Here is a 15,921-nt window from a genome sequence, read left to right on the forward strand (position 1 = left end):
AAGTATGGCGAACGATCACTGCGGGCGACAGCGTGCGAACCTGCCGCGGACGACCGGAACCGTCCACTGAGACAGCGACCAGGGCCGTCAACCGCGAGAGTGCCCGGAGCCGTCCACGTCGGCGCGCTCGCCGGCTCGGTCGTCGGTGGGGTTCGGCTCGGCGGAGAGGTGCTGCGCCGCGTCCGCGGCGGCCAGCTCGTCGTCGACGTACCTCGGCCGGGCCGCCATCAGCCCGGTCGCCACCTGCGGCACGACGAGCACCAGCAGCAGCCCGATCGGCACCGTCCACCCGCCGGTCACGTCGAACAGCGCTCCCATCGCCAGCGGCCCGCAGGCCGCCAGCAGGTAACCCACGCTCTGGGTGAACCCGGACAGCCGCGCCGTCAGGTCGTGCGAGCGCGACCGCAGCCCGATCATCGTCAGCGTCAGCGGGAACGCGCCGCCGCCCAGGCCGAGCAGGATCGCCCAGGCGACCGCCCCGGAGGCGGGCGCGAGCAGCAGCCCGACGTAACCGACGACGTACGCCCCGCCGCACGCCCACACCAGCGGCCGCTGGTCGGGCAGCCGCGCGGCCAGCGACGGGAAGAGCAGCGACAGGGGTACGCCCACCAGCGGAAGGATCGCCAGCAGCAACCCCGCGTGGGCGGCGTCCACGCCTGCGTCACGGAAGATCTGCGGCAGCCAGCCGAACGCGGCGTACGCCTGCAACGACTGCAGCCCGAAGTACCCCGCCAGCGACCACGCCAGCGGTGACCGCCCGACCGACCACAGCGACTCGTGCCGGTTGCTCGAACCGGCCGGTCGAGCGACCACGCCCCGGCGCCGGGCCAGCACCAGCCACGGCAGCAGCGCCACGCCGGCGGCCACCGCCCAGGCTCCGAGGCCGAACCGCCAGCCGCCGAACGCCTGCGCGATCGGCACGGTCAGCGCGGCCGGCAACGTGGTGCCCACCGCCATCGACGTGGTGTACGCGGCGGTGGCCAGGCCGACCCGTCCCGGGAAGTACGCCTTCACGAACGCGGGGACGAGGACGTTCCCGGCCGCCATCCCGGCCAGCGCGACCGTCGTGGCCAGCAGGAAGACCGGCACGGAGGGTACGAGCACCCGCACCAGCTGGCCGGCCACCACGGCGAGCAGCGCCGCGGCCAGCACCCGCCGGGCACCGAACCGGCGCGACCAGCCGGGCGCCATCGCACCGAACGCGGCGAAGCTCAGTACCGGCAGCGTGGTCAGGACACCGGCCACCAGCGCGGAGACGCCGAGGTCCGCGCTCACCTCGTCCAGGACCGCGCCCAGGCCGGAGACGGCGGGGCGGAGGTTGAAGGCGAGGAGGACGACGGCGGCGAGGAGCAGCCAGGCCGGCCAGCCGCCGCGGGCCGGCGCCGACTGTGCCGCCACGGTCGGCTGCGCCGTGGCCCGCTCCGCGTCCAGCGTCGCCACGGCGACGTCGGAGTAGGTGGGGCTGCGGTGGGACTCCGCGGCGCTGCCGGCGGGCGCCACTAATGACCGGGAGGAGGCCGACGAGCCGGCGGATTCGCAGGTTGATGACACGTGGGCCAATCGTATGGGGTGTCTCGCGGACGGCCCACTCGTTATCCGAACCGGCTCCGGCCCACGGAGCGTCACCACCGGAGTCGCCCCGGTGTCGGCCCCCTGTCGGCCCCGGTGTCGGCCCCGTAGTCGAACCTCCGGAACGATCAGCCCGGAGGGTCAGCCGCGTGCGGTACGGGTCCGGCGCACCATCGCCCGCAGGACCAGGGCGAGGAACCTCGTGTTGGTCACGGCGTACCGCGTGAACAACCGGCGGGGCTCCTGCAGCAGCCGGAACAACCACTCCAGCCCGAGTCGCTGCATGTACGCCGGTGCGCGGCGCAGGTCGCCGGCCAGGACGTCGAAGCTGCCGCCCACCCCGATACACACCGGCACCCGGGCCTGGTGGGCGCCCTCGATGATGAAGCGCTCCTTGGTCGGGGTCGGCATCCCGACGAAGACCACGTCCGGGTCGGTGGACCGGACCTCGTCCCACACCCGGGAGGCGTCGTCGGGACGGAAGTAGCCGTCGCGGTGACCGACGATGCGAACGCCCCTGGCGCTGAGCTGGCCGGCCAGACGGCGGACCACCTCGTCGCGGCCGCCGAGCAGGTAGACCCGCCAGCCGGTCTCCCGGGACCGGTCGAGCACCTGCTCCATCAGGTCGATGCCGGCGACGCGCTCCGGCAGCGGCTGGCCGAGGGCGCGGGCCGCCCAGACGAACGGCTGCCCGTCGGAGCCGATCAGGTCGCCGCGTTCGAGGACGGCGAGGTACTCGGGGTCGTCGTGCGCGCGAACCACGTTCGCCGCGTTGACGCACAGGTGGGTGCCGCTCTCGCGGCTGGCGACCCGTTCCTCGACCCAGTTCAACGTGCCTTGCATGTCGACTGCGTCGACGGGCACTCCGAGCACTCGTAGCCGACGACTCACACTCGTCACGGCCATGTGTCGCACACCCCTTTAGGAGACGAGCCCCCCAGCCTGTCCTTGCCTTGATCAGGTTTTCGCAAGCACAGACCATAGAGGTGACGAAGTGGATCAGGCGTACCGGGCGCCGGTTTTTGTCCCACACATCGATTTTCGGGACGTTTGAAGGGGTTTTCGTCACCCACAGCTCACGGTAGCGAACGGACGGTGAACCGTCGATGCCGCAGCGTGGGGTTGCGGGAACGCGCCTGCGCCAGGCGTTCGACCTCGACCTCGCCGACCGTCGCGCCCACCTGTTCGCCCAGGGAGGTCGCCACGACACCCATCGGGTCGACGAGCATGCTTCGGCCGGAGTACGCGGGACCACACTGCCCGGAGGCGGCGACGTAGCTGGTGTTCTCGATCGCCCGGGCCCGCGTCAGCGTGACCCAGTGGTCCTCCTTCAGCGGGCCGCGCATCCAGGCGGCCGGCACCACCAGGACGTCCGCCCCGGCGTCGACCAGCGTCCTCGCGAACTCGGGGAAGCGGAGGTCGTAGCAGGTGAGCAGGCCGAGCCGGTGGTCGCCGACGTCCACGGTGACCGGCGTCGGCTCACCGGCCACCAGCCGGTCGGACTCGCGGTAGCCGAACGCGTCGTACAGGTGGATCTTGCGGTAGGTCGCGGCCAGCGAACCGTCGGGCCGTACGGCGACGAGCGTGTTGTACGCCCGCCCTGCCGGGTCGTCGGCGACGCGTTCGAACATGCCCGCCACGACGACCGCTCCCAGCTCGCCCGCGAGGTCGGACAGGCCCCGCACGAACGGGCCGTCCAGCGGCTCGGCGTACTCCCCGAGCACGGTGTCGGCCGAGCCGAAGTCGCACATGCTCGCCTCCGGGCACACCACGACCGCGGGCCGGTCGGCGGCGACGGAGCGGGCCAGGCGCCCGATCTCGGCGAGGTTGCGCTCCTTGTCGAGCGTGGCGGTGAACTGCAGCAGGGCGATACGCACGCGCCCAGTCTGCCGCTCCCTGGTGGAACACTCGACCCCGTGACCATTCCGACGGCGCCCGATCAGGCTGCGGACGATCCGGCCGCGGACGATCAGGCGTACGACGTGATCGTGCTCGCCGGTGGCGGCGCGCGCCGGTTCGGCGGTACCGACAAGGTGCTGCTCCCGGTCGGAGGCCGGCCGATGCTGGACCGGGTGCTCGCCGCCTGTGCGGGGGCGGCCTCCGTCACTGTGGTCGGCCCGCAGCGTCCGGTGGACCCGCACCTTCCCGTACGCCCGCACTGGGCCCGGGAGGATCCGCCTGGCTCGGGGCCACTCGCGGCGGTGGCGGCCGGACTGGGCGGAGGTGCCGCACCCGTCGTGGTGGTGCTGGCCGCGGACATGCCGCTGCTGGACCCGGACGTGGTGGCCGGCCTGGCCGCGGAACTGGCGAGCGGGCCGAACCCGGACCTGGAGGGGGTCACGCTGACCGACGGCACCGGGCGTACGCAGCCGCTGGCCGCGGCCTACCGGCGTACCGCCGTCGAACGGGTTCTGGCCGAGACCGGCGATCCGCGCGACCAGCCCGCCCGCCGGCTCACCACGCACCTGAAGTGCGCGACGCTCCACTCTCCCCGGGCGGCCCGCGACTGCGACACCCCGGACGACCTCGCCGCCGCCGACCGGCTCGCCCGTACCCCCACCGAAAGCACCGAAAGGCCACCCATGCTCCTCGACTGGGCCCAGCAGCTCACCACCGCGCTGTCCGCCGACGCGACCGAAACCGGCGGGAGCCCGGTGGTCGACGCCGACCTGATCAACACCGTGCTCGACCTGGCCCGCGACGCGGCACACAACGTCGACCGGCCCGCTGCGCCGCTGACGACGTTCCTGGTGGGGTACGCCGCCGCGCGCCGGGGCGGCTCACCGGCCGACCTCGCGGCCTGTGTCGAGCTGGCCCGCGGCCTCGCCCGGCAGTGGCAGACCCGCGGTGGTTCGGCTGATCCGTCGTCTCCTGGGGGTACGGAGAGCGGCTCGGCGGACTGACCGAAGCCGGCTGGCGCTACTGTCGTTGCCGCCATGTCACTTCCGCAGCGTCCCAACCGCGCGGCGCCGCACCTGTTCGGTGAGGTGCGTCTCCCCGAGAGCTACGTCCCGCCCCTACGCCAGATCGCCATCCGCGTCGCCGCCGCGCTCGGCCTGCTGGCGCTGGTGGTCGCGGTGGTCTACCTCGACCGGGACGGATATCGGGACGCCGCCGGCGGGTCACTCAACGTGCTCGACTCGCTGTACTACGCGACCGTCAGCCTCACCACCACCGGGTACGGCGACATCACCCCGATCACCCAACAGGCCCGGCTGACGAACGTCCTGCTCGTCACGCCGCTGCGGATCGCCTTCCTTATCGTGTTGGTCGGCACGACCCTGGAGGTCCTGGCCACGCGGAGCCGGGAGCAGTGGCGCATCTCGCGATGGAGGACCAGGTTGCGCGATCACACCGTCGTCGTCGGGTACGGCACCAAGGGCCGCAGCGCCGTCGACACCCTCGTCAACGGCGGCATCCCCGCCGACCAGATCGTCGTCGTCGACGCGTCACCGGGCGCCGTTGCCGAGGCGAACGCCGCCGGGCTGAGCGGGGTGGTCGGCGACGCCACGCGGGCCGACGTGCTCCGGCGTGCCGAGCTTGCTGCCGCCTCCCGGGTCATCGTCACCGCCCACCGGGACGACACGGCGGTCCTCGTCACGCTCACCGCCCGCCAGCTCAACCCCAGCGCCACGGTGGTGGTGTCGGTGCGGGAGGCGGAGAACATCCGCCTGCTGCGCCAGAGTGGTGCCGACGTCACCGTCACCTCCTCCGACGCGGTGGGCCGGATCATGGGACTCTCCACGGTCAGCCCGGCGCTCGGCACGGTCCTGGAGGACCTGCTCAGCTACGGCGAGGGCATGGAGGTCGCCGAACGCCCCGTACTCCCCCGCGAGGAGGGCCGTTCGCCGCGCAACCTGGACGACGTGGCGGTGGCCGTCGTCCGAGGCGGTGAGGTCTACCGCTACTTCGACCCCACCGTGTCGCAGTTGCTGCGCGGCGACCGGGTAATCGTGGTCCGGCCCGCGGAGGAACTCCCGTGGGCGCCGCGGCCGGGCGGAGAACACGAGGTTCACCACGAGGACGAGTCCGACGACGCCGAGGAGCCCGGGCCGATCAGGCCGGCCGGGTCGGACGTACGCGGCGGACCCAACGGTCCCGGCGCACCCGGAAGCTCCCGCGCCAACGACGGATCAGGCACCAACGGCTCTGGCGACAAGACCGTCTAGGGGTTCAGGGCGTCGAACGGATCCAATAACGACCGGGTAGGCGACAAGGCGGTCGACCGGGAGGAGAGCCGAACGATGCGTGCAGTCGTACTCGAGGGTGCGGGTGGTCCTGAGGTCCTGACGCTCCGGGATGTGCCGGACCCGGAGCCCGGCCCCGGCGAGGTGGTCGTCGACGTGGTGGCGGCCGGCGTCAACCGTGCCGACATCATGCAACGCCAGGGCAACTACCCGCCTCCGCCGGGCGCGTCGGACATCCCCGGCCTGGAGTGTTCGGGCCGGATCGCCGCGCTGGGCCCGGACGTGGACGGGTTCGCGGTCGGAGACGAGGTGTGCGCCCTGCTGGCCGGTGGCGGGTACGCCGAGAAGGTGGCGGTCCCCGCCGGCCAGGTACTCCCTCGCCCGGAGGGCGTGAGCCTGGTCGAGGCGGCCGCGCTGCCGGAGGCGGTCTGCACCGTGTGGTCCAACGTGTTCATGCTCGCGGGGCTGCAGCCTCGGGAGACCCTGCTGGTGCACGGCGGTGCAAGCGGCATCGGCACCACGGCGATCCAGTTGGCCACCGCACTCGGTGCGCGGGTGCTTGCCACGGCGGGTGGGCCGGCCAAGTGCGCGGCGTGCCGGGACCTGGGCGCCGATGTCGCCATCGACTACCGCGAGCAGGACTTCGTGGAGGTCGTACGCGACGCCACCGACAGCCACGGCGCCGACGTGATCCTCGACATCGTGGGCGGGCCGTACCTCGACCGCAACGTCTCCACGCTGGCCACCGAGGGCCGGCTGGTCGTCATCGGGATGCAGGGCGGCCGCAAGGGTGAACTCGACCTGGGTCGCCTGCTGGTCAAGCGGGCCGCGGTCATCGCCACCGGCTTGCGTGCCCGGCCCGTGGCGGAGAAGGCCGCCATCGTGGCGAGCGTGCGGGAGAACGTCTGGCCGCTGGTCGCCGACGGGCATCTGCGCCCGGTCGTCGACCGGGTCGTGCCGATCGATCAGGTGGCGGAGGCGCACGGCGTCCTCGACCGCGGCGAGCAGGTCGGCAAGGTGCTCCTGGCCGTCCGCGAGGAGTAGCCGGCGGCCGCCGACAAATCTCCCGAGGAACCGCCGAGGAACGGCAAAAACGGACAAACCGAAAAAATCTGGTCGGGGAGGCAACCGTGGCGCTGTCCAGCCCGTCCCACCTGTAACTCGCGGCGGCAGGCCGGCCACCACGGCCGCTCCGAACCCGTCGCGGCAGGACACGGCGTGCGAGGGCGGCGCACCGACGACGAGGCGGGTGAGCGGAATGAACATCGACTACACGCAGAGGGCGCAGCGACTCGCCCGCATCCGCATCCGAGCCGAGGTCGCCCGCCGCCGGGCCGAACGCCTCCGCAGGTCCGGTGACACCGACCGCCGCACTTCGCGGGGCCGCTCCGCCCGCCACACCGACCCACATGCCTGAGGCGTCTCACCCGGAGGTCCCCGTTGGTCCGGGGGCGCCCTCGCGTCTGCGATCGGGAGAGGTAAGGATGGGTGCCATGACCGATCCCTTCTTCGCCTCTGACGCCGGCTCGACCGGCTCCGACCACCCTCGCGGCGGCGAGGAATCGCCCCGAGTCGTGATCGTCGGCCCCGACGGCATGGCCGTGGAGGGCCCACCCGCCAGGGACGACGACGCGGACGGCGAGTCGCACGACGACGAGCGCTCGGTCACCGACCTGGTCGAGCAGCCGGCCAAGGTGATGCGTATCGGCAGCATGATCAAGCAGCTGCTGGACGAGGTGAAGGCCGCGCCGCTGGACGAGGCGAGCCGGCAGCGCCTCCGCGAGATCCACAAGTCGTCGATCGCCGAGCTGGAGAAGGGCCTCGCCCCGGAGCTGGTCGAGGAGCTCAGCCGCCTCTCGCTGCCGTTCGAGGATGGCGTTGTTCCCTCCGAGGCGGAGCTGCGGGTCGCGCAGGCCCAGCTGGTCGGCTGGCTGGAGGGCCTGTTCCACGGCATCCAGACGGCGTTGTTCGCCCAGCAGATGGCGGCCCGGGCCCAGCTGGAGCAGATGCGCCGTTCGCTCCCGCCGGGCAGCCAGCTCCCGCCGCAGATGCAGCCGGCGCCGCCGGAGGCCGAGCGCCCCGGAGGCATGTACCTCTGAGCCGATCGCGGGTCGCAGCCGACCCGGACGAAGGTGGTACGACGGCAGAAACCGTCGTACCACCGGCTCAGAGGTAGATGCTCTCCAGCACCCGCGCGACGCCGTCCTCGTCGTTGGACGGGCAGCGGCGTTCGACCGATGCGAGCACCTCCGGATGCGCGGTCGCCATCGCGAACGCCGTACCAGCCCAGGCGAGCATGGCCAAGTCGTTCGGCATGTCACCGAACGCCACCACCTCCGTGGGGTCGATCCCGCGTTCCTCGCACAGCGCGGCCAGTGTCGTGGCCTTCGAGATCCCCTGGGCGGAGATCTCCAGCAGGCCCACCTTGCTGGAGTGGGTGAGCTCGACCAGGTGGCCGGCCGCTTCACGGGCCTTCGCCAGCAACTCGTCCGGGTGGTAGGTCTCGTGGCGGACGAGGAGCTTCACCATCGGCTGGACCAGCAGGTCGGAGATCTCTCCGACTTAGACCTCACCCGCGACGTCGCCGTCGACGATGTAGGTCTCCTCGTGGCCGAACCGGTCGCCGGACTCCACCCCGAACGACACCCCGGGGATCGCCGCCCGGATCGACTCCACCACCGACCTGCCGATCTCCGGAGACAGCGGGAACTGCTGGACCACCTGCTCCTGGTGCAGGTCGTAGATCAGGGCGCCGTTGGAGCAGACCGCGATCCCGCGGTGTCCGGTCTGCTCGGCCACCGGCCGCATCCACCGCGGCGGCCGCCCGGTCGCGAACACCACCGTCGCGCCGGCCTCCTCCGCCGCTGCCAGCGCGGCCCGGGTCCGGGCCGAGACCGTCCCGTCGGAGCGCAGGAGGGTGCCGTCGAGGTCGCTGACGACGAGGCGGGGCGGGCTGGACGGCAGGTGATGCGGCGGTACGGTCACCCGCCCATCCTCCCAGAGCGGGCGCGAGGGTCAGTTGGTGGCGTTCTGGAGCCTGTCGGCGATCTTGGGTACGACCTGGCCGGCGATGTCCCGGGCCTCCGACCGGCTGTCGGCCCAGACGTAGACGGCGCTGAGCAGGTCACCCTCGGCCTGGTACACCGCGAGGTAGGAGTACGTCCGGCCGTCGCGGGCGTCGACGCCGCGCCACGCGAACGCGCCCTTGACCGCGCCCGACGGCGGGTCGACCACTGTCACGTCACGGATCTGTCCCTGATCGTGCTTCCACCCGTCGCAGTCGGCGACCGCTCGCTCGATCTCGGCCAGCGCCTTCGAACCGGTGCCCGGCTCGTAGGCGACGGCCTCCCCGCTGACCACCAGCGACGGGGACGAGGCCGACTTCCAGAAGAAGTCCTGGTTGCGGGCGAGCCGCTTCCTGTCCCCGGCCCACTTCCGGCCGCAGATGTCGTTCGTCGGCGTGGACAGGCTGTCGTCCTGGTTCTGGATCTGGACGTCGTGGCCGATCTCCTTGTCGGTGAGGACGATCTTGCCGATCGACCCCTTCAGCTCCTCGGCCGTCTTCGGCTCGGCCGTCGGGGTCGGAGTCGGCGTGGACGTCTTCGTCGGCTTCGCGGCCCGGGTCTCGGCCACCTTGGCCGGGGGCTTGCCGTGCTGCGCACCAGCCGAGTCGTCGTCGCTGGAACCACAACCGGCGAGGGCCACCGCGCAACTGGCGACGAGGGCGAGCGCAAGTCGGAATCTTGGCACGAGTCGGAACTCTAAACCACCGAACGAATCCGGGCCGCAACCCGCCCACATCGCCGTGACGTCACCTCGACGGTCCCGTCGGCCGTCACGTCGCCGGCACTTCCTCCCTTCGCTCCTCCGTCACCTCCGGCCTCACGTCCGGCCTCACTTCCGGCCTCACCTCCAGGCGCGGGAAGACCGGCGCCGGATCGGGCAACCGCTCGCCGGGCAGGCCTGAGCCGACCTGGACGAGCACGCGCTCGGCGAGCGTGGGCACGAACGGTGCGAGCTCGGCACCGATCGCGCGTACGGCCGCGGTGAGGACGCCGAGCACAACGTCGAGCCGGCGCCCGGCGTCCCGGTCTCCGGCGCGTTCGGCCTTGGCCAGCGTCCACGGTGCGGTGTCCTCGACGTACCGGTTGGCCTGCGCGATCACCGCCCGCACCGCCCGCGTCGCCGCCCGCAGGTCGAACGCCGCCAGCGCGTCGTCGATCCGGTCCGGCAAACCGTTCGCCTCGGCCAGGAGCGCGGTGCCGGCGAAGTGCTCGCGTACGTCATCCCGCTCCGGGCCCTCGGGACCCTCGGGAACGATACCGGCACGGTAGCGGTGCACCATGCTGACCACCCGCTGTGTGAGGTTGCCGATCCCGCCGGCCAGGTCCTGGTTGGCCACGTCCACGAGCCGGTCGAGGGTGAAGTCGGTGTCGCCGACCTTGGGCACCCTGGCCGTGAGCCACCAGCGCAGCGCGTCGGTGCCGTACTCCTCCGTCAGCCTCACCGGGTCGACCACGGTGCCGAGCGACTTGCTGAGCTTGCGGCCGTTCGCGGTGAGGAAGTCGTGCACCAGGATCTCGGTGGGCAGCGGCAGCCCGGCCGACAGCAACATCGCCGGCCAGTAGATCGCGTGGAAACGCAGGATGTCCTTGCCGACTACGTGCACCCGGCGGCTGCCGGAGGCGCCCTCGCCGCGCCACCAGGTCCGAAACGCCGGTGCGTCCGGTCCGTCGCCGTAGTCCAGGCCGGTGAGGTAGTTGCCGAGCGCGTCCCACCAGACGTACATCACCTGGGTGGGGTCGCCGGGTACCGGCACGCCCCAGCCGCGGGCCCGGTCCACCGACCTGGAGATCGAGAAGTCGGTCAGGCCCGCCTCGACGAAGGCCCGCACCTCGTTCGCGCGTACGGCCGGTTCGATCCGCAGCCGGCCACTGGCGTAGAGGTCGAGCAGCTGCTGCTGGTAGCGGGACAGGCGGAAGAACCAGTTCTCCTCGCTCACCGGTTGTGGCCGGGTCTCGTGCTGGGGACACAGCCCGTCGGCGAGTTCGTCCTCGGCGTAGAACTGCTCGCAGCCCACGCAGTACAGGCCCTCGTAGTGCTTGCGGTAGAGGTCGCCCGCGTCGGCGCAGGCGCGCCACAGCCGCTCGGCACCCGGGCGGTGGCGGGGATCGCGGCTGGTGCGCAGGAAGTCGTCGTAGGAGAGGTCGAGGACCTCGCGCTGTCGTGCGAACGCGGCGGCGTGGGCGTCCACGAAGTCCTGGGTGGGTACGCCGGCCCGCTCGGCGGCCTGGACGTTCTTGAGGGCGTTGTCGTCGGTCCCGGACTGGAAGCGCACCTGGTCACCGCGCAGGCGGCGGTGCCGGGCGAGGACGTCGGCCTGGACGAGTTCGAGGGCGAACCCGAGGTGCGGGTCGGCGTTGACGTACGGGATCGAGGTGGTGACGTAGAACCGGCGCGGCGCGGCCGGGCGGGCTGACGCGGCCAGCCGGGTCGGGGAGGTCGGCTGGGTCGGACTGGCGGACATCGGGCAGGTTCCCTTCGTCTGCTCGCGAGGGGAGGCCCGGTCCTGAGATGCAAGAAGGCCCGCTCTCGCGAGGGGCCTTCGGCTGTGGATACGGCACGGAAGCGACCCCTAGCGGGGCCGCATCATCTCCTGGTGCCGGAACGTCATGCCGGAAGCTTACCCGCTCCCCGAACCGCCGCAGAGCGGGTCAGCTCGCCGGGACGGTGACGTTGGGGAACCAGCGGGCGAGCTCGACGGCCACCCCGTGGTCCTCCTGCAGCGCGGTCACGTGATCGGCGACCCGCTGGATCTCGATCGCGGCGTTGCCCATCGCCACACCGCGCCCGGCCCACGACAGCATCTCGGCGTCGTTGTCGCCGTCACCGATCGCCAGGATGTCCTCCCGGTCGACGTCGAGGCGTTCGGCGACCTTGGCCAGTCCGGTGGCCTTGCTGACGCCTTCGGGGGCGAGGTCGAGCCAGGCGGTGTAACCGATGTAGTAGGCGACCCCGTGCAGGCCCACGCGGTCGATGATGTCCAGGAACTGCTCGGCCTCGATGCTGGGCTCGCGCAGGATGACACGGGTGGCGGGCTCGGCGACGAGCTGGGCGATCGACTGCACCTCGATCTCCCCGGTCAGCTCACCCGGGGGAAAGTGCGCGTTGACGCGGTAGCCGACGCCCAGCTCCTCCACGGCGACGAGCACACCGGGCAACCGGGAGAGCAGCATCCGCACCACCGGCTCGGGGTCGAACGTCACCACGTCGACGAGTTCGACCCCGCGGCCGTCGACCGAGCCGTCGTGGGTCAGTGCAGCGCCCTCCGGGTGCAGGCGTACGGTCACCGCGCCGTTGCTGCACACGAGGTACGGCGTGGGCAGGTCGAAGTGCTGCGCCAGGGGGCGGGTCGCCGTCAGCCCGCGTCCGGTGGCGAGCACCACGTGCGCCCCGGCCCGCACCACCTCGCGAACAGCGGCGTCCACCACCGGGGACAGCTGGTTCCTCGCGTCGACGAGAGTTCCGTCGATGTCGAGCGCCACCAGGCGGGGGCGCCAGCTCTCGGCGATCCGGTCAGGCGAGGTCGTCGAGTGAGCTGTCACGCGCGCGGCTCCAGCAGAACCCGGCCACCGAGGTAGGACTGCAGGGCCTTGGGCACCAGGACCGAGCCGTCGGCCTGCTGGTGGTTTTCCAGCAGCGCGACGATGGCCCGGGCGATCGCGACGAGGGTGCCGTTCAGCGTCGCCACCGGGCGTACGCCGTCGGCGTCCCGGAACCGCACTCCCAGCCTGCGGGCCTGGAACTCGGTGCAGTTGGACGTCGAGGTGACCTCGCGGTAGCGACCCTGGGTGGGGATCCACGCCTCGATGTCGTACTTGCGCGCCGCGCTGGCACCGAGGTCACCGGCCGCGGTGTCGATCACGCGGTACGGGATCTCCAGCCGGTCCCAGAACTCCCGCTCCCAGGCGAGGAACCGCTGGTGCTCCTCACGCGCCTGGTCGGGGTGACAGAACGAGAACATCTCGACCTTGTCGAACCAGTGCACCCGGATGATTCCCCTGGTGTCCTTGCCGTAGGAGCCGGCCTCGCGCCGGAACGCCGGGCTGCTGCCGGCGTACCGCAGCGGCAGCGCGTCCGCGTCGAGGATCTCGTCCATGTGGTAGGCGGCGAGGGGGACCTCGGACGTCCCGACGAGGTAGAGGTCGTCCTGTTCGACCCGGTAGACGTCGTCGGCTGCCTGGCCGAGGAAGCCGGTGCCCTCCATCGCCCGCGGCTTCACCAGCGACGGCGGGATCATCGGGGTGAAGCCGTACGCCATCGCCTGTTCGACGGCCATGTTGATCAGCGCCATCTCCAGCAGCGCGCCGACACCGGTGAGGTAGTAGAACCGCGCACCGGAGACCTTGGCGCCCCGCTCGATGTCGATCGCGGCGAGCAACTGCCCGAGCTCCACGTGGTCGCGCGGTTCGAACCCCTCGGCGGCGAAGTCGCGGGGGCTGCCGACCTCCTCGAGTACGACATAGTCGTCCTCGCCGCCCGGCGGGACGTCGTCCTCGACGAGGTTGTCGAGCTCCAGCATCAGTCGCTGGAACTCCCGCTCACCTTCGGCCTGCTCCGCCTCGGCCGCCTTGACCTGTCCCGACAGCTCCCGGGTACGGGCCAACAGGGCCTGCTTCTCCTCGCCCTGGGCGCGCGCGACCTGCTTGCCGAGGGACTTCTGCTCGGACCGCAACTGCTCGAACGAGGCGATCGAGGACCGGCGCCGCTCGTCGGCGGCGAGCAACTGGTCGACGAGTTCGACCGAGGCGCCGCGACGCCGCTGGCTTTCGCGGACCCGGTCGGGGTCTTCTCGGAGCAGTTTGGGGTCGATCACGGCATCGAGAGTACGCGGGTGGGCAGGTGGCCTCGCCACCGGTTTACCTGGTAAGCCCTGGCCGGACCAGGCACGACGTCGTTCAGGAGCCGGAACCGTCCCGGGCCGCAGTTCGGGCCGCGGCCGGGCGGTGCCCGGCCGCGAGCGGAGCCGGCGAGGACGCGCCGGGGCGCCGGGCGCCCCTGCGGTCTGCGAACTGGCCGATCCCGGGGTAGACATGCTTTCCGTGAGCAGCAAGACGGGGGCCAGGGACCGCCGGCGGCGCCGACGGCGCGGTGTGAAGGCACCTGTGCCCGCCGCTCCGAAGGTCGCGACGGCGCCGAAGAACGGCCGGCCCGTCGTCGGCAAAGCCGACCGCGCCGACAGAGCCGACCGCGCCGACAGAGCCGACCGCGCCGACGGCGCCGACCGCCGGTACGCGGAAGCACCCGAACCCGCACAGGAGCGCTCCGAGCACGGCGAGCAAACCGGGCAGGCCGAGCGGAACGGGACGCAACGAAACGGATCGCAGTCGCCCGACCGTTCCGGCACGGATGCCACGGTGACCGCACCGGGCGCCGCCACCGGCCGGCCGGGGAGATACCGCGCCGGAAACCGGCCCGACGGCGACGGCCGGGGCAGAGCCGGAAGAGCCGGCCGGTCCGCCCAGCACCGTGCCGCCCGGGCCGCCCGGCAGCGGGCGGCGCGGAACCGGGCGGTCGAGCGCCGGGCGATGTTCGCCACGCTGGCCGGAAGCGCCGGGTTCGCCGTCCTCCTCGTTCTCGTCGTCATCCAGTGGGCACCGCTGGCCGGCCTGGACCGCTCGGTGGCCACCTGGTGGACGACGGTGGTGACACCGGGCTCGGGGCTCGCGGACTTCTTCGTCGTGGTGCAGGCGATCAGCCAGCCGTGGGTGCTGCGGGCCGCCGCGGTGGTGGTGGCGGCGTTCGTGATCAGGGCCGGGCACCGCCGGCTCGGCCTCTGGCTGATCGGGGCGGTCGCGGTCGGCACGCTGCTCGAGTGGTTCCTCAAGGCGCTGGTCGCGCGGCCACGGCCGCCGGTGGCGCGGCCGGTCTCGGAGCCGCTCGGTTACTCCTTCCCGTCCGGACATGCCCTGATGTCGGCCCTCGTGGCGGTCGCGCTGGTGATCGTCGCGCTCCGGCTGCGGGTCCGTACGCGCGGCAAGGTCGCGGCGATCGTCGCGGCAGGCGGGACGATCCTGCTGGTCGGGCTGGATCGGGTAGCCCTGTCGGTGCACTACGTTTCAGACGTGCTAGCCGCCTGGATACTCGCGCCCGCCCTGCTCGGAGCCACAGTTCTCGCCTTCGGGCTGGGTCGCCCCCGTGACCCGGCAGGTGAGCACGAGCCGGAACGCCCCCGCCGCCGCGTCGCCGTGGTGCTCAATCCCTCGAAGATCGACGACGCCACCGACTTCCGCAACCAGGTCGAACGCACGGCCCAGCGCGGAGGGTGGGAGCCGCCGGAGTGGTTCGAGACCACCGTGGACGACCCCGGTCACGCGATGTCCAAGGCCGCGCTCGCCGCCCAGGTCGACCTGGTGATCGCCGCCGGCGGCGACGGCACGGTCCGGGTCGTCTGTTCCGAACTCGCCGGCAGCGACGTTCCGGTCGGAATCGTGCCCGTCGGCACCGGCAACCTGCTGGTCCGCAACCTCGGCCTGCCGCTGGACCTGCAGGAGGCGATCGAGGTGTCGTTCACCGGTTCCGACCGGCGGCTCGATCTCGTGCGGGTCGAAGGGGACAGCCTGGAGGCCGACCGGTTCGCGGTGATGGCCGGGCTCGGGCTGGACGCGGCCGTGGTGGGCGAGGCGCCGGCCAAGCTCAAGCGGCGGGTCGGCTGGGCGGCGTACGCGGTGTCCATCGCACGTAACCTGTCGTTCCCCGCGCTGAGGGTGGACATCGCCGTCGACGACGATCCGCCGGTACGCCGGTGGGTGCGCACCGTTCTGATCGGCAACGTCGGCACCCTGCACGGCGGGCTCGAACTCCTCCCCGAGGCCGAACCGGACGACGGGATGCTGGACGTGGTGGCGGTGGCGCCGCGCCGGCTGACCGAGTGGCCGCACGTGGCGTGGCGGGTGATCCGGCGGTCGAAGGAACAGGACGAACGCCTGCACACCTGGCGCGGCCGCCGGGTCGTCGTGACCGCCGCGGAGGACTGCCCGCGCCAGCTCGACGGCGACGTCATCGACGCAGGGCGCGAGCTGCGATGCGAGATCGAGCCGGGCGTCCTGCTCATCCGGATGCCGCAGACGGAGCGCCGCACCTAGCTCTGTCCTGGCTCCGCCTA

General features: G+C 72.2%; 13 protein-coding genes and 1 pseudogene. 6 read left to right on the plus strand and 8 right to left on the minus strand.

What is annotated here, in order from left to right; all coding sequences use genetic code 11:
* Positions 1-87 precede the first annotated feature (87 nt).
* The 3 genes from BLU27_RS04975 to BLU27_RS04985 all read right to left on the minus strand — a co-directional run bounded on the left by BLU27_RS04975 (position 88) and on the right by BLU27_RS04985 (position 3,446).
* A complete protein-coding gene (locus tag BLU27_RS04975; RefSeq protein ID WP_172804875.1) occupies positions 88-1,551 on the minus strand; it encodes a CynX/NimT family MFS transporter in 1,464 nt (487 codons plus the stop codon).
* Between the two features lie 159 nt (positions 1,552-1,710).
* Complete coding sequence (locus BLU27_RS04980; RefSeq protein WP_157728239.1) at positions 1,711-2,412, minus strand: WecB/TagA/CpsF family glycosyltransferase; 702 nt, start codon at positions 2,410-2,412, stop codon at positions 1,711-1,713.
* A 233-nt stretch (positions 2,413-2,645) separates the two neighbouring features.
* Positions 2,646-3,446: a carbon-nitrogen hydrolase family protein gene (locus BLU27_RS04985; RefSeq protein ID WP_092657186.1), complete on the minus strand. Its 801-nt coding sequence runs from the start codon at positions 3,444-3,446 to the stop codon at positions 2,646-2,648.
* A gap of 39 nt (positions 3,447-3,485) precedes the next feature.
* Here BLU27_RS04985 and BLU27_RS04990 point away from each other — a divergent pair, with 39 nt between their 5' ends.
* The 5 genes from BLU27_RS04990 to BLU27_RS05005 all read left to right on the plus strand — a co-directional run bounded on the left by BLU27_RS04990 (position 3,486) and on the right by BLU27_RS05005 (position 7,855).
* A complete protein-coding gene (locus BLU27_RS04990; RefSeq protein ID WP_157728240.1) occupies positions 3,486-4,472 on the plus strand; it encodes an NTP transferase domain-containing protein in 987 nt (328 codons plus the stop codon).
* 33 nt (positions 4,473-4,505) lie between these two features.
* Positions 4,506-5,738, plus strand: coding sequence for a potassium channel family protein (locus BLU27_RS04995; protein ID WP_092650976.1), 1,233 nt, complete (start codon positions 4,506-4,508; stop codon positions 5,736-5,738).
* Between the two features lie 75 nt (positions 5,739-5,813).
* Complete coding sequence (locus BLU27_RS05000) at positions 5,814-6,800, plus strand: NAD(P)H-quinone oxidoreductase (RefSeq protein ID WP_092650978.1); 987 nt, start codon at positions 5,814-5,816, stop codon at positions 6,798-6,800.
* A 214-nt stretch (positions 6,801-7,014) separates the two neighbouring features.
* On the plus strand, positions 7,015-7,173 hold the full coding sequence (locus BLU27_RS28820; RefSeq protein ID WP_157728241.1) for a hypothetical protein: 159 nt from the start codon (positions 7,015-7,017) through the stop codon (positions 7,171-7,173).
* Positions 7,174-7,249: 76 nt separating this feature from the next.
* Complete coding sequence (locus BLU27_RS05005; protein ID WP_092650980.1) at positions 7,250-7,855, plus strand: bacterial proteasome activator family protein; 606 nt, start codon at positions 7,250-7,252, stop codon at positions 7,853-7,855.
* A gap of 67 nt (positions 7,856-7,922) precedes the next feature.
* On the opposite strand, the pseudogene BLU27_RS30220 reads toward BLU27_RS05005, so the two are convergent.
* The 5 genes and pseudogenes from BLU27_RS30220 to serS all read right to left on the minus strand — a co-directional run bounded on the left by BLU27_RS30220 (position 7,923) and on the right by serS (position 13,632).
* Positions 7,923-8,741 (minus strand): annotated as a pseudogene (locus BLU27_RS30220) (HAD family hydrolase).
* A gap of 30 nt (positions 8,742-8,771) precedes the next feature.
* Positions 8,772-9,506, minus strand: coding sequence for a hypothetical protein (locus tag BLU27_RS05015; protein WP_157728242.1), 735 nt, complete (start codon positions 9,504-9,506; stop codon positions 8,772-8,774).
* A gap of 85 nt (positions 9,507-9,591) precedes the next feature.
* On the minus strand, positions 9,592-11,283 hold the full coding sequence (metG, locus tag BLU27_RS05020; RefSeq protein WP_092650984.1) for a methionine--tRNA ligase: 1,692 nt from the start codon (positions 11,281-11,283) through the stop codon (positions 9,592-9,594).
* Positions 11,284-11,470: 187 nt separating this feature from the next.
* The gene (locus BLU27_RS05025) at positions 11,471-12,361 is read right to left on the minus strand and encodes an HAD family hydrolase (RefSeq protein WP_197681692.1); all 891 of its coding nucleotides are present in this window, start codon (positions 12,359-12,361) and stop codon (positions 11,471-11,473) included.
* A complete protein-coding gene (serS, locus tag BLU27_RS05030; protein ID WP_092650986.1) occupies positions 12,358-13,632 on the minus strand; it encodes a serine--tRNA ligase in 1,275 nt (424 codons plus the stop codon). The genes BLU27_RS05025 and serS overlap by 4 nt, the downstream gene beginning before the upstream one ends.
* Before the next feature lie 226 nt (positions 13,633-13,858).
* Between serS and BLU27_RS05035 the strand changes: the two genes are divergently transcribed.
* Complete coding sequence (locus BLU27_RS05035) at positions 13,859-15,901, plus strand: bifunctional phosphatase PAP2/diacylglycerol kinase family protein (RefSeq protein ID WP_157728243.1); 2,043 nt, start codon at positions 13,859-13,861, stop codon at positions 15,899-15,901.
* The last annotated feature ends 20 nt before the right edge of the window (positions 15,902-15,921 follow it).

Origin of the sequence: Actinopolymorpha singaporensis (assembly GCF_900104745.1) — a bacterium.
Taxonomy (GTDB): Bacteria; Actinomycetota; Actinomycetes; order Propionibacteriales; family Actinopolymorphaceae; genus Actinopolymorpha; species Actinopolymorpha singaporensis.

Coding starts and splice junctions, on each gene's coding strand:
- BLU27_RS04980 (WP_157728239.1), bottom strand. CDS start 2,412: ATGCAAGGCACGTTGAACTGGGTCGAGGAACGGGTCGCCAGCCGCGAG.
- BLU27_RS04995 (WP_092650976.1), top strand. CDS start 4,506: ATGTCACTTCCGCAGCGTCCCAACCGCGCGGCGCCGCACCTGTTCGGT.
- BLU27_RS05000 (WP_092650978.1), top strand. CDS start 5,814: ATGCGTGCAGTCGTACTCGAGGGTGCGGGTGGTCCTGAGGTCCTGACG.
- BLU27_RS28820 (WP_157728241.1), top strand. CDS start 7,015: ATGAACATCGACTACACGCAGAGGGCGCAGCGACTCGCCCGCATCCGC.
- BLU27_RS05005 (WP_092650980.1), top strand. CDS start 7,250: ATGACCGATCCCTTCTTCGCCTCTGACGCCGGCTCGACCGGCTCCGAC.
- metG (WP_092650984.1), bottom strand. CDS start 11,283: ATGTCCGCCAGTCCGACCCAGCCGACCTCCCCGACCCGGCTGGCCGCG.